11 protein-coding genes are annotated in these 13696 nt (G+C 46.8%); 8 read left to right on the top strand and 3 right to left on the bottom strand.

Translation table 11 applies throughout. From position 1 onward, the window contains the following. Window positions 1–85: 85 nt before the first annotated feature. The gene (locus V2546_RS08480) at window positions 86–541 is read right to left on the bottom strand and encodes a GtrA family protein (RefSeq protein WP_118298769.1); all 456 of its coding nucleotides are present in this window, start codon (window positions 539–541) and stop codon (window positions 86–88) included. 411 nt (window positions 542–952) lie between these two features. Beyond that, a complete protein-coding gene (locus V2546_RS08475; RefSeq protein ID WP_329752058.1) occupies window positions 953–2233 on the bottom strand; it encodes an aspartate aminotransferase type Ic in 1281 nt (426 codons plus the stop codon). Between the two features lie 331 nt (window positions 2234–2564). Between V2546_RS08475 and V2546_RS08470 the strand changes: the two genes are divergently transcribed. The 3 genes from V2546_RS08470 to gltS all read left to right on the top strand — a co-directional run bounded on the left by V2546_RS08470 (window position 2565) and on the right by gltS (window position 6179). Continuing rightward, window positions 2565–3860: an ATP-binding protein gene (locus V2546_RS08470; protein ID WP_118530418.1), complete on the top strand. Its 1296-nt coding sequence runs from the start codon at window positions 2565–2567 to the stop codon at window positions 3858–3860. Continuing rightward, window positions 3857–4699: a response regulator gene (locus tag V2546_RS08465; protein ID WP_329752057.1), complete on the top strand. Its 843-nt coding sequence runs from the start codon at window positions 3857–3859 to the stop codon at window positions 4697–4699. The genes V2546_RS08470 and V2546_RS08465 overlap by 4 nt, the downstream gene beginning before the upstream one ends. Window positions 4700–4988: 289 nt before the next feature. Then, the gene (gene gltS / locus V2546_RS08460; protein ID WP_215703213.1) at window positions 4989–6179 is read left to right on the top strand and encodes a sodium/glutamate symporter; all 1191 of its coding nucleotides are present in this window, start codon (window positions 4989–4991) and stop codon (window positions 6177–6179) included. A gap of 136 nt (window positions 6180–6315) precedes the next feature. Here gltS and V2546_RS08455 read toward each other — a convergent pair whose 3' ends face one another. After that, a complete protein-coding gene (locus tag V2546_RS08455) occupies window positions 6316–7206 on the bottom strand; it encodes a LysR family transcriptional regulator (RefSeq protein ID WP_118650875.1) in 891 nt (296 codons plus the stop codon). 244 nt (window positions 7207–7450) lie between these two features. Here V2546_RS08455 and V2546_RS08450 point away from each other — a divergent pair, with 244 nt between their 5' ends. The 5 genes from V2546_RS08450 to tnpA form a co-directional block, all read left to right on the top strand. Beyond that, a complete protein-coding gene (locus tag V2546_RS08450) occupies window positions 7451–8806 on the top strand; it encodes an MATE family efflux transporter (protein ID WP_329752056.1) in 1356 nt (451 codons plus the stop codon). 179 nt (window positions 8807–8985) lie between these two features. Beyond that, on the top strand, window positions 8986–10512 hold the full coding sequence (locus V2546_RS08445) for a BCCT family transporter (RefSeq protein WP_329752055.1): 1527 nt from the start codon (window positions 8986–8988) through the stop codon (window positions 10510–10512). A 237-nt stretch (window positions 10513–10749) separates the two neighbouring features. Next, complete coding sequence (locus V2546_RS08440) at window positions 10750–12135, top strand: cell wall-binding protein (protein WP_329752054.1); 1386 nt, start codon at window positions 10750–10752, stop codon at window positions 12133–12135. Window positions 12136–12466: 331 nt separating this feature from the next. Beyond that, window positions 12467–13093, top strand: coding sequence for a hypothetical protein (locus V2546_RS08435; RefSeq protein ID WP_215703208.1), 627 nt, complete (start codon window positions 12467–12469; stop codon window positions 13091–13093). 413 nt (window positions 13094–13506) lie between these two features. Next, on the top strand, window positions 13507–13696 hold a 190-nt coding region (gene tnpA, locus V2546_RS08430; RefSeq protein WP_329752053.1), incomplete at its 3' end, for an IS200/IS605 family transposase.

The raw sequence follows: 13696 nt of genomic DNA, 5'->3' as shown, positions 1-13696 counted from the left end.
AAAGTAAAAACTCCTCCGGCTTCATCAGCCTGTAATCATTTTTGCTTTTTCATACTCCCAACATCCGCCGGGCAGACATCGTAGATCATTTCTTTTTATCTCCTGTAAAGATCAGGATCTTGCTGAACACATAATTCAGAACAACGACCACCACGGAGATCAGCAGCTTGCAGATGAAAAACTCCATCTTCATGAGATCCACCATGATAAACAGCGCTGCCAGGTTAAATAAAAATGTCGCGATCCGGCATAAAATGAACGAGACAAATTCCTTCCATACCTTCGCCGGGTTTAAGGTGTGGCTTTCAAACACCCACCATTTGTTCGTCACAAATGCGAACAATACGGCTGCCACCCAGGCGATCGTCTGGGCCGGGACCGGATCCATCTTCCACATATAATATAGAAGATTCGAGATCGCGTAGTCGATCACCGTCGTCAGGACTCCGAAGATCAGATAAGCGATCCCTTCCCTGGCGAGACCGGACTTTTTTGTCCCCGTTTCCTGTCCGCTCTCCGGCTTCTCATTTTTTTCATTCATAAATATTTCCGTCCTTTTCCGGAATCATCGTTTTCAAAACGTTCCTCCGATTTTTTCAGGATTTCCCTATCATATTCGATAGTCTTTTTCATTTTAGTATACCAACGCAAAAAAGTAAAGGACTGACAGCCGAATTTCTAGCTGTCAGTCCTTCTTTTGTTACTTTTCACGGGTAGGAATTTTCTGAACTGAAAATTCCGTATGATACCGTTATGGTTGCGAATTTTGCCGATTCGGAATGCGAAGCATCGGCAAAATCCTGTTACAGGGCGCGGGCATGGAGTGCCCGTGTACTGTAACCTTCTTTTAAAGCGATTTGGAATGGATTTTGCTCGTAACTTGCCATGCATCCGAATGGAAGCTCCGTGGGAGGTTCCTGTAGGTATCCGGCTGCTGAACAGTTACGACGTTTTATTCTGCGAGCAGCTTCTCAACACTCACAAGTTTTACGCACACGCAGAAGATCTCTGCCGCCTGTCTGAGGTCATCCAGGGATGGGAAGGACGGCGCGATCCTGATATTGGAGTCGTGCTGATCTTTTCCGTATGGGTAAGTCGCTCCGGCACCGGTCATCACAACACCGGCCTCTTTGCACTTCGCAACGATCGCTTTCGCGCATCCGTCAAGAGAGTCGAAGGAGACAAAATATCCGCCGTTCGGTTTTGTCCACTTCCCGATCTCCAGACCGCCAAGTTCCTTATTTAAGATCTCATCGACTGCCTCAAATTTTGGTCTGAGGATCTCAGCGTGCTTAGCCATCTGCGCTTTTAAACCATCGATATTTTTAAAGAAGCGGACATGACGGAGCTGGTTGATCTTGTCATGGCTGATCATCTGGACATTCATCTGCTTCTTCAGCGCATCGATATTTGCCTTTGAAGTAGCGATCGCGGAGATTCCGGAACCTGGGAAGCTGATCTTTGAAGTCGAACCGAATTTATATACCATGTCCGGATTTCCTGCTTTTTCACACTCAGAAAGAATGTCGAGGACATGATCCGGGTGATCCGGGTGCAGATGATGAACACAGTATGCGTTGTCCCAGTAGATACGGAAATCTTTCGCAGCCGGTTTCAGGTTTGCAAATCTTCTCACAGTCTCATCTGAGTAAGACTCACCGCTCGGGTTCGCATAGAGCGGAACGCACCAGATTCCCTTCACACTCTCGTCATTATTTACATATTTTTCAACAAGATCCATATCCGGACCTTCACCTGTCATCGGAATGTTGATCATCTCGATCCCGAAGTATTCCGTGATCGCGAAATGTCTGTCATATCCCGGGACCGGGCAGAGGAATTTCACCTTGTCAAGTCTGCACCACGGCGTACTTCCGCATACCCCGTGCGTCCAGGAACGGCTCACGGTATCGAACATCAGTGTCAGACTCGCGTTTCCGTACATCACGATATTCTCGGCCGGCGAGTCCATCATCGCACCCATGAGCTCTTTCGCCTCCTGGATCCCGGTCAGGACTCCGTAGTTTCTCACATCACCGGCCGATGTCATATAATCACTGCTGCTGTTTAAAACGTCCATCATAGGAAGAGAAAGGTCCAGCTGCTCTTTGCATGGCTTTCCCCGCGCCATATTCAGGCTGAGATTTTTTCCCTGATACTCCTTATACAGCGCTTCCAGCTGCTCCTTTAAAGACGCAAGTTCCTGTTTTGACATTTCGCGATATGGTTTCATGTCAGTTTCCTCCTCATGATTCAACGATATATTTCAGATTATCTTTCCCCTGAGCACTTATTATAATTCATTAAAACCAATATTTCAACTTATAAAATAAAGTTTTGCTTCTGTTTTTTTATTTTTTTGAACCTGACCCCATAAAAATCTTAGTCATTGCCGCCTGCAGCAGCTCCCTGTCCCCCGTTTTCAGCTCTTTCCGTGCTTCGGTCCGCGCTCCGCGAAGCAACTCCTGACCGTCTCATTGACTTTTCTTTAACAATAACGTATTATAATAAGATATAGGATGATGATTCCATCTGCTTCGAATTCTGAAAAGGAGAATGGCTTTATGACAAATAATATGCGGACGCGCGATATCCGGCGAATGATCCTGATCGGACTGATCGTTGCTCTCGTGTCCCAGCTTTACTGGAATATCTTTATAAATAATTTCCGGATCTCTTCTTCCGTGATCATACTGCCCGTTCTCCTGATGACACTTGGAAAAAGTCTTTCCACACCGCTCACCTGCGCTGTGACCGCAGTCATCGTGTTCTTCTTCCGCCTGTTTCCGGCGCTCCACAGCGGGACCAGTCTCCTCGTCTCAGCGAAAAGTGTTTTTCCGAATGCGATCTTCTATTTCTGCTACGGCATTATTTTCGCAGCCATGGTCCCGGGAAAACATACCGTCTCCTACAGCCGCCTGTTTCCGGCCGTTTTTTTTGCTGATTTCGGTTCCAACCTGGTAGAACTGTGCATTTCCGAGAGTATGTCACACTCCATGACTCCGGACAAGGCAGGATATCTCTTCCTGATCGCACTGTTCCGTACCTTTCTTGCCGGTCTGATCCTGATGGCGGAAGGTCACTACCGGACACTCTTAAAAAACGAAGAGCACGAGAACCGTTACCGCCGTCTTTTCCTTATGACAACAGGACTGAAAAATGAGATCTACTTCATGCGGAAAAATTCTGAAGAGATCGAATCCGTCATGGCAAACGCATATAAATTGTATGAGAAATTAAATGAAATGGATGTGCCGGAAGACATGAAACATATGTCTCTTGCTATCGCCCGCGATGTCCACGAGATCAAAAAGGATTATATCCGCATCATCCAGGGCATCGAGGAAGAAATTTCCGAAGAATATGACGAAAAGCAGATGAGCTTTCAGGATATCTTAAAGATCCTTGAAGACACAACTTATCATATTCTGGAAAATAAGAATGTCCATATTCAGCTGGAATTCCAGTGTTCCGATAATTTTATGACCGAAGAACACTATGAGCTGATGGCCGTTCTCAAAAATCTCGTGAATAACGCCATCGAGGCGATCGAATCTGACCGGAAATTCGGAATGATCTACATTGAGGAACATCTGACCGACGGAAATTATGTTTTCCGCGTCACCGATGATGGTCCGGGAATCTCCCCCCGTCATCTTCCGAACATCTTCAAGATGGGCTACTCGACAAAATTTGACCAGAAAACAGGAAACATTTTCCGCGGTGTCGGCCTCTATGGCGTAAAAATGACCGTGGAAGAACAATTTAAAGGAAGCATCGACGTTGAATCGGAGCAGGGGATCGGAACCACCTTCACCATCACGATTCCGGCCACTTCCCTTGTGGAGGAAACATTATGAAAATCTATATTGTAGAGGATGACCTGTCTGTCATCAATATTTTAGAGGACATCATCGAGACACAGGATCTCGGGGAAATCTGCGGAGACTGCGGCGAGGAACCGGCAAATCTCGCAGACGTGCTGCGCGCCAAGCCGGATGTCATCCTCGTTGACTTTTTCATGCCCGTTAAGGACGGTGTAGAATTCGTAAAGGAACTGCGCGCCGTCAACACCTCGATCAAGTGCATCATGATCTCCCAGGTATCTGCCAAAGAGCTGATCAGCAAAGCCTACAGCGCGGGAGTCGACTTCTTTATCAGCAAACCGATCAATCTCATTGAAGTCCGTTCCGTCTTAAAAAATGTAGAACAGCAGATCACCAACGAACGTACACTCGCAAACATCCGCCGCATGTTCATGAACGAGATCGAACATCCTACCAAAGATGACAAGCCGAAAGCCGACAACTACGGCCGGAAATTAAAGTACATCTTAAACCGCATCGGCATGTCCGGCGAAAAAGGATGCCCGGATATCATAAAGATCTGCGAATATCTCCACGACAACCACATTCCAGTCTCCAACCTGAGCGTTGCCCAGATGTGTGAGGCTGTCAGCGACTCGCCGAAAAACATGGAGCAGCGCGTCCGCAGGACGATCGCGGCCGGAATGTCCAACATTGCCCACATGGGGATCGAGGATTTCATGAACGAGACCTACACTCTCTACTCCGGAACTTTATTCTCCTTCGAGGACGTAAAAGCGGAGATGGACTATCTCCGGGGAAAACGCACATCCGGCGGCAAGGTCAGCATCAAAAAATTCATCGACGGGCTGATGCTGGAAGCCGAACGATAGTTTTTCATGATCCAGGTACATCTTCCGCAAAAACGGATCGTACCTGGTTTTTTCTATTTCTGATGCGTCTCTTCATTCCTCGGAAATCCACATCCGGAACAATTCCCTTTCCATCTTCACATTCCTTATATTGGAATTTTTCACATATTTTACCTTGTTGTGTATAAAAATATTGTTAAGGAATTACAAATTTTGTTAAGTAATTTTTGTAACTTTTTGTAACTTTGTGAAGTTTTTTGAAGGGACATGCTTATACTCTGTACATAAAAGGTATGGAGGTATAAAAACTATGTTACAAATCGAGCTCAACATGTATCAAGCAGTTGCAGTTGCTGCACTGGTTCTGCTTCTTGGACGTTTCCTTGTAAGCAAGATCCCATTCTTAACAAAATACTGTATTCCTGAACCGGTTGTCGGCGGCGTTGTTTACGCTGTTGTTCACCTGATTTTAAGATCCGCAGGGATCCTCGAAATCTCTTTCGACAACACATTACAGTCCTTCTTCATGACTGTATTCTTCTGTAGCGTTGGTTACACCGCATGTTTCCGTCTCTTAAAGAAGGGCGGCGTTCAGGTACTCTTATTCCTGTTAGTTTCCATTATCATGGTTGCTCTTCAGAATGGTCTTGGCGCTGTACTTGCCGGTGCTTTCCATCTCGACCCGAGACTTGGTCTTGCGGTTGGTTCCATCCCGATGGTCGGCGGACATGGTACCGCAGGCGCATTCGGACCGGTTCTTGAGGAAGCCGGTGTCGTAGGCGCTAACGCGGTTGCGATCGCATCCGCAACCTTCGGTCTTGTTGCCGGCTGTGTGATCGGCGGACCGCTCGCTTACCGTCGTATCCATTCCCTGAACTTAAAGTCCACAGAGACTGCTACCGGCAGTGATGAGGTTAAAGTTGATAAGAACGAAGTTACCGGCGCGATCGATTCCAGAAGATTCCTGGACGGCGCATTATACCTTGCAATCGCAATCGGTGCCGGCACGATCGTTTCTTTATTCCTTAACAAGTTAATGACATTCCCGAGCTACATCGGAGCAATGGTTGTTGCTGCTATCATCCGTAACGTTGTTGACGCAACCCACAAAGATATGCCGATGGAAGAGATCAGCACGATCGGAAGCTTCTCTCTTTCCTTATTCCTTGGTCTCGCAATGATGGGATTAAAGTTATGGCAGCTTGCAGAGCTTGCACTTCCGATGATCGTAATGCTTGCGGCACAGACAGTTCTCATGGCATTCTTCGCTTACTTCGTAGTATTCAACCTTCTCGGAAAGAGCTACGACGCAGCCGTTATGACATCCGGCTTCTGTGGATTTGGTATGGGTGCTACACCGAACGCTATGGCAAACATGCAGGCGATCACCGCAAAGTATGGTCCGGCTCCGACCGCATACTTCGTAGTGCCGTTAGTAGGAAGTCTGTTCATCGATTTCTTCAATGCACTTATTATTACGACATTTATGAACTTCCTGTAAGATCCAATTTTGGATTATAAATTGTAACTCTTGAAAAAGGGCCCGCACCGGAATCCTGGGGTATGTTCCGATGGCTGGGCCCTTTTTCCTGTCTGAAATTTAATTATAAATTTTTCTGAGAGACCAGGATCTCTTCTTATCTTCCTGAAAACAACTCTATCCCATCGATCATCTGCAGTTCTTCTCTCACACACTGAAAAAATCTTCGAATCTGATCATCCATCCGGTTCTCTTTTGTGAGTCCATAGATCGTCATGTCCTCCGGTCCGCCTTCCATCGGACAGATCCACACGTCTTGTCTCTTGAATCGCCTTGCAACAAGAAGCGGGATCACCGCCCATTTTTTTCCATTCAGAAAATATTCCAGAAATTCCATCTTATCCGCTGTGAGACTCGGATTTGCATCCGGCGGAAACCATCGGCTGTGCCAGATATCATATTCCGGATTCCACGGCAGCCGGATCTGTTCTTCCGGATCCAGCATATCCGGAGTCACTCGCCCCGTTTCTCTCCAGCTCTCACCACCGGCAAACACGAACGGCTCCCTAAACACAGGAAACGGAACTATTCTTCTGGAATTTAAAAAATCCGAGACCAGAGCCACATCAACATTTCCATTTTCCACATACCCATAAATATCAGAAGAACGCCCCGTCTTAAATTCAATGCTGCAGGTGTCCCGAGCGGACATCATTTCTTTCAATACAGCCGGCATCAGATAAAAAGCAATGCTGTTCACTGTGCTGACTCGCAGAAGCGGACTTTTCTTTCTTCTCGGTATCTCCTCCGCCTCCCTGTAAAGTGTCAACAGGCGTTCCGCGACCGGAACGAATTCTTTTCCATTCTCTGTAAGTTCCACACTTCTCTGACCGCGTCCACGTTCAAAAAGGCTGTATCCCAGTTCCTCTTCCATCGATTTCATTCTGCGGCTCATAGCCGGCTGTGTGATAAAAAGCCGTTCTGCCGCTGCTGAGATACTGCCATACTGGAGAACTGCCAGGAATGCCTCCAACTCTGTTTTTGTCATAATGATCTCCGTTTTCTCCGATTTTCTTTACTGCAAATATTTTATCCTGTTCAAAATATATCATTTTAATTATATTTTACTTTTTAATTATTCATTTTTCAATTAATATTTTCTGTGATACACTGATTTCTGTGAAGGTACTGAACCATCAGATTTGGCACCAGCCGGAGCAACGCACAGAATTTGGAGTACGCAGTGCGGAACAATCCGGTATCAGAAGATTATATTTCAGGAGTACATAACCATGAACCAGACCTCTTTGCTTTCCGGCAATATCCGGCAGCAGATCTTAACCCTCGCCGTTCCACTGCTGCTTGGAAACATTTTACAACAGCTTTACAACACTGCCGACTCGCTGATCGTGGGCAGATTTCTCGGCACCAACGCCTTTGCCTCTGTGGGAATATCCGGCAGTCTTATGAACCTTTTTATCTTCATTCTCGACGGCTTCTGCGCCGGGATCACGGTAATCCTCGGTCAGTTCTACGGAAGCGGTGACAGAAAAAAATACCGCGAGGAAGTCTTCACCGCCCTTCTTCTCGGCATGATTATCGCCCTTATCATCAGCGGTGTGTGTACCGTCTTTCTGAATCCGATCTTAAACCTGATCCACACCCCGGACGAACTCATTCCTTACGCTGAATCCTACCTTTTCATTATCCTCGCAGGGCTTCCTTTTACCTGTCTTTATAACCTTTTATCCGGAATCCTGCGGTCTATCGGCAACACCAGAGTTGCCCTGTCTTTTCTCGCTGCCGCCATCACAATGAACATTGCTCTGGACTTTCTCTTTATCGGCATTCTGAGACTTGGAACCGGCGGTGCTGCCGCGGCCACGATCCTGTCACAGTTTTTCTCCGCAATCTGCTGTTTTCTGTATCTGCGGGATACTTATCCGGGACTGCTCTGCCGCAGAGAAGATATTGGAGCTCATAAGGATCTTATGATCCACACTCTGCGCTACGGTCTCATCTCAGCGCTTCAGGCCTCCAGCCTGTATATCGGAAAGATTCTCGTTCAGGGCAGTGTCAATACACTCGGAACACCGGGAATCGCCGCCTATACGGCAGCGACCCGCATTGAGGGGTTCGCGAATTCCTTCGGTGACAGCGGAGGAAATGCGGTCTCCGTCATGGTCTCCCAGAATCTTGGGGCCGGAAATCATGACCGGGTGAAAAAAAGTCTATTTTGGGGGCTGATGTTAAACTGGACGGTCTGTGTGGTAATCTCCCTTTTCATGTTCTTTGGTTCCGATCCTGCACTCCGGCTGTTTTTGAGTTCTTCAGACGAACTGGCTCTCTATTACGGAAATAGTTATATAAGGCTGATCTCTGTTTTCTATATATTCTGCTTTACAGGAAGTGCTTACATGGGATACTTTAAAGGACAGGGCTACATGGTCATCGCCTTCTGCGGAACAACCCTACACATTATTTTCCGTGCGATCTGTTCCGCCATCATGATCGGAAAGATGGGGCTCACCGCGGTTGCTCTCTTTTCCGGTCTCGGCTGGATACTCTGTGTGACATTCCTGACGGTCAATTTTATCCGGATCGCAGGGCAAAACTCAAACATTCCATCCTCCCATGATCCGAACTGACGCTGAGTCCTTGTTCCCGTGCAGGGAGGCAGGCAAGTTCTGAACTGAAAATGTTGTATAATACAGTGGCCGTGGCAGAATCATATCATTTCCCCCTTGCATTCTCTCTCCTGCAGTGCTATAATGTTCAATATCTTGATAAATATTTAATTTTTGAACATCATAGGAGGTTTCAAATTATGAGTTCCAAAAATTCCGAAACACCATTAAAAGATCGGATCGACTGGATCACTGTGATCGTACCGTTTCTTGCGATCCTGGCGCTCTGCGTCTGCTTCATCCTGATGCCGGACGCGTCAAAGAGCGTTCTCGACACGATCCGCTTTATCCTAGGCGACACCTTCGGCCTGTTCTACCTGGCAGTCGGCCTCTTCGTCTTCCTGCTCTCCCTGTTTCTGGCTTTCTCCAGGTTTGGAAATATCCGCCTCGGAAAGCCGGATGAGAAGCCGAAATACCCGCTCTTCGTGTGGGCCAGCATGATGTTCACCTCCGGCCTCGCCGCTGACATCCTGTTCTACTCCTTCTGTGAGTGGATCCTCTACGCCAACGACCCGCATATCTCCGAGATGGGCTCTATGCAGACCTGGTCCAGCACCTACCCGCTCTTCCACTGGGGTCCGATCCCGTGGGCGTTCTACCTGGTGCTCGCCGTGTGCTTCGGCTTCATGCTTCATGTCCGCGGATGCCATAAGCAGAAATACTCTGAGGCATGCCGCGCACTTCTCGGAAACAAAGTCGATGGACTCCCGGGAAAACTGATCGATCTCCTCGCCCTCTTCGCCCTGCTCGCGGGGACAACGACGACCTTCGCACTGGCAACTCCGTTAATGTCCCAGGTCCTCACGACCCTGTTCCATCTTCCGTCCTCGAAATGGATCACGATCGCGATCCTGGCCGTCACCTGCGTCTTTTATACATACGCCCTGCTGCACGGCATGAAGGGGATCTCCCTGCTTGCAAAGTCCTGCATGTATCTGTTCTTTGCCCTGCTCGCATATGTGCTGTTCCTCGGCGGAGAGACACGGTATATTCTGGAGACAGGCTTTGCGGCTGTCGGAAATCTTGCTCAGAATTTCCTCGGCCTCGCAACCTTCACAGATCCGCAGCGGACCACTTCCTTTCCGCAGACATGGACGATCTTCTACTGGGCCTACTGGATGGTGTGGTGCGTGGCATCTCCGTTCTTTATCGGATCCATCTCCCGCGGAAGAACGGTGCGGCAGACGATCCTCGGCGGATATGCCTGCAGCGTCAGCGCTACATTCTTAAGCTTTATCATTTTAGGAAACTACAGTCTCGGACTCCAGGTAAGCGGAAAGCTTGACGTTATGGCGATCTATGCCGCCGGCAGCGATCTCTACACAACGATCATCGCCATTATCCAGACACTGCCGCTTGCACCGTTTGTCCTTGTGCTTTTAATCGTTGCCATGGTGGCCTTCTATGCTACCAGCTTTGACTCCATCGCCCTTGTAGCCTCCTCCTACACATACCGCCAGATCACCGGTGACGAGGAGCCGCACAATGCAGTAAAAGCCTTCTGGGCGATCCTGTTGATCCTGCTGCCCATGGCACTTGTATTTTCCGACAGCTCCATGGCAAACCTGCAGAGTGTCTCCATCATTGCAGCGTTTCCGGTAGCGTTCGTGATCCTGCTGATCATCGCCAGCTTCTTAAAGGACGCGTCGGATTACCTGAAATCATAAAATAAGAACTACGAAACGTACGGATCGATCACTTTCATCATAAAGTTTGATCCGTACTTTTTTCTTAAACAATTTGTAATTCCCCTGCCACACATTTACCACAAGTTGAAGGGAAAATACCATTGTCATAAATCGGAATTCTGATATAATAGAATATGTAAACAATTTAAAAATTTTCAGCAGCCGTGAAAACAACGATCTGGCTGCTGTTACAATTTCCATGAGGAGGAAAATTAAATGAGAAAGAAAAATTTCTGCCTGGCAGTACTTTCCGCATCCGCAGTTCTCGCTCTCGGTGCTTCATTCAGTTCTTTTGCTGCCTGGAAGTCCGTAAACAGTGAATGGGTCTATACGGACAATAACGGCAACAACGTGACAAGCGCATGGAGAACCGACAACGGCGAATCCTATTACCTCGGTGAGGACGGCTATATGATCCGCAACACTCTTCTTGAGGACAACGGAAACTACTACTACTTAAGAAACGGCGGCCAGATGTTAAAGAACGGCTGGCGCTTCCTTGAGAACCCGAGCTGGCAGGGCGACGATAAAGTCGGCGACGCAAGCTGGTACTACTTCGATAACAATGGACGTGCGCTCCGCACGACCGGTGACAGCGTAAAGATCGCTGATATCGGCGGAAAGAAGTATGCGTTTGATATGTATGGAAGAATGCTCACAGGCTGGATCACAGCTGCAGGTGAGAATATCTCCGATGATTCCGACTGGGCAACGGCTACATACTACGGTGACGCAGAAGGCGACGGAAGCCTCGTTACAAACGCATGGGTATACATCAGCGTTAAGGACGATGACAACGAGGACGATAACGAGCCGACTTACCACTTCTACTTCGCTTCCAACGGTAAGAAGACTGTCAGCACAGAGAAGACCATCGGCAATGTAAAATACACCTTCGATGACAGAGGTGTCGCTCAGGATTCCTGGGTACATGACAGCAATAAAGACACCTGGAAATACTACGGCAACGAAGACGAACCGAAGCTTCATACTGGTTGGTTCGAAGCAGTTCCGCCGAAGGATTTAAACAGTAGTGATCATGAAAGCGACACCACACATTGGTACTATGCAAACTCCAAAGGCGAGATTACAAGAAAAGAGTGCAAGACGATCGACGGAAAATCCTACCTCTTCAATAATGAAGGTGAGATGGTAACCGGTCTCAGGATCTTATACTATGAAGATGGTAAATATACTTCCTACTCCGGTGAAGTAGATTCTGTTGATACTATTAAGAATATGAATTCCAACACTCAGAAGCTTGTTTACTTCGAATCCAGTGGTGCTGCAAAGACAGGAACAACCACGATCTCCCTTGATGGTACTTCCTACACCTTCAGCTTCAGATCCAACGGTTCTCCGAGAGGCGTCGGCGAAACAGGTATTTCCGATGGATACATTTATGTAAATGGTCTCCGTCTGACTGCTGATGAAGATTCTAAATATGGAGTTGTAACTTACAAAGATGCCCAGTACCTCGTCAATGAAAAAGGTACGATCCAGAAGAACAAGAAAAACATCAAAGACGCAGATGACAACTACTACTGCACCGATAAATCCGGTATCGTAACCTACGGACCGGAAGCAGATAAGAAATCATGATCTTCTGATTTTTCCTAGTCCTTCATAACAAAAAAAGCACAGGTGATGCGATTACGATCCGGTAATTGCATCACCTGTTTTTGATTATATTTTCATAAAATAAACCATTCTTTTGACTCACCTCTGCCACACTTTCCTCACGTTTCACCGCAAAGTCTTCACATGTTAATCACATTTCCCTGATATACTTAATATGTCAAAAGGAAATAAAAACCAACGGAAAACTGACCGGCACTCTTTAAAATACTCACATTCACATTTTGTAACTGTCCGTAATATTCACGGGTACCGCAGTTCTACCGGATCAAAATCATCAAATACAGGAGGTTTCATGATGAAAAAGAAATTTATGACTCTCGCACTTACCGCAGCTATGGCTGCTTCCATGGGAATGACCGCTTTTGCAGGACAGTGGGTTCAGAACACGACCGGCTGGTGGTGGCAGGAAGACAATGGTTCCTACCCGGTATCCCAGTGGAAATGGCTTGACGGAAATAAGGACGGGATCTACGAGTGCTATGCCTTCGATTCCAACGGATATATCTATACAAATACAACAACTCCGGATGGCTACACCGTCAATGCGGACGGTGCCTGGATGATCGGCAACTCTGTACAGTTAAAGTACCAGAAAGATATGGACAGCCAGAATAACTCCGGCAACGCTTCTGATAACAACCAGAGCACTTCCTCCGACGATTCCACCGTCTACACAAACGAGGATATGGTCGGAACCTTCATGACAAATGACGAGAACAGAGAAGATTACTTCGAGCTCATGGTCGGTGCAGGAGATTCCATCGCAGCTTTCTACTATGACAACGACGGTGACACCCATATCTACAATTTTGCGAAATCCAGTGATACAAAATATCGTGACTCCTCCAATTCCCGCAATATGACGATTGTGGACTACGATACTATTATTGTAAACGATAAGACCTACATCAGAGAATAATCCTACCACTATTTGTGATACCTTCATAAAAATTTCATACTCCCAAAAATCCGGTTCAGATCCTGAGCCGGATTTTTACGTTTTATGTTTCTCCTATAAGTGCCTTTTTTAACAATAATCAACAAGAATTCTCCCACCTCTATAGGTGGTGAGATGAATTGCTATCTCTTGCATAGTGCCATAGTTGGCATGTAAATATCAGATTATTGCACATAGCTGTGCTGTGTATTGTAAACTTCTCATATATTGATTTTTGTAGTCGTGCTATATCATCAATCCTGCATACAATGAATAAGCCTGAAGGAAAAATAGATTGCAGATCAAGCAGAACAAATGTTCTGAAATGTAATAGACAAATGATCTCATTTGTGATATAATTAAATCAGTCGAAATAGAAAGAAAGGCTGATAAATATGAGAGAACTCGACAATAATGCACATTCAGTATTTTTACTCTGTTATCATCTGATCCTGGTTGTAAAGTACCGGAAAAAGGTCCTGAATGATCCGATCTCGGGTCGCGCACGAGAAATCTTTGAATATATCGCGCCCAAATATCATATCACCCTGGAAGAGTGGAATCACGATGAGGACCATGTCCATA

Source organism: Clostridium sp. CM74B_53 (assembly GCF_036318045.1).
Lineage (GTDB): Bacteria > Bacillota > Clostridia > Lachnospirales > Lachnospiraceae > Pilosibacter.
Note: the sequence above shows the minus strand (reverse complement) of the source record. Positions and strands in the feature narration are given on the sequence as shown.

Coding starts and splice junctions, on each gene's coding strand:
- V2546_RS08480 (WP_118298769.1), bottom strand. CDS start 541: ATGAATGAAAAAAATGAGAAGCCGGAGAGCGGACAGGAAACGGGGACA.
- V2546_RS08475 (WP_329752058.1), bottom strand. CDS start 2,233: ATGAAACCATATCGCGAAATGTCAAAACAGGAACTTGCGTCTTTAAAG.
- V2546_RS08470 (WP_118530418.1), top strand. CDS start 2,565: ATGACAAATAATATGCGGACGCGCGATATCCGGCGAATGATCCTGATC.
- V2546_RS08465 (WP_329752057.1), top strand. CDS start 3,857: ATGAAAATCTATATTGTAGAGGATGACCTGTCTGTCATCAATATTTTA.
- gltS (WP_215703213.1), top strand. CDS start 4,989: ATGTTACAAATCGAGCTCAACATGTATCAAGCAGTTGCAGTTGCTGCA.
- V2546_RS08455 (WP_118650875.1), bottom strand. CDS start 7,206: ATGACAAAAACAGAGTTGGAGGCATTCCTGGCAGTTCTCCAGTATGGC.
- V2546_RS08450 (WP_329752056.1), top strand. CDS start 7,451: ATGAACCAGACCTCTTTGCTTTCCGGCAATATCCGGCAGCAGATCTTA.
- V2546_RS08445 (WP_329752055.1), top strand. CDS start 8,986: ATGAGTTCCAAAAATTCCGAAACACCATTAAAAGATCGGATCGACTGG.
- V2546_RS08440 (WP_329752054.1), top strand. CDS start 10,750: ATGAGAAAGAAAAATTTCTGCCTGGCAGTACTTTCCGCATCCGCAGTT.
- V2546_RS08435 (WP_215703208.1), top strand. CDS start 12,467: ATGATGAAAAAGAAATTTATGACTCTCGCACTTACCGCAGCTATGGCT.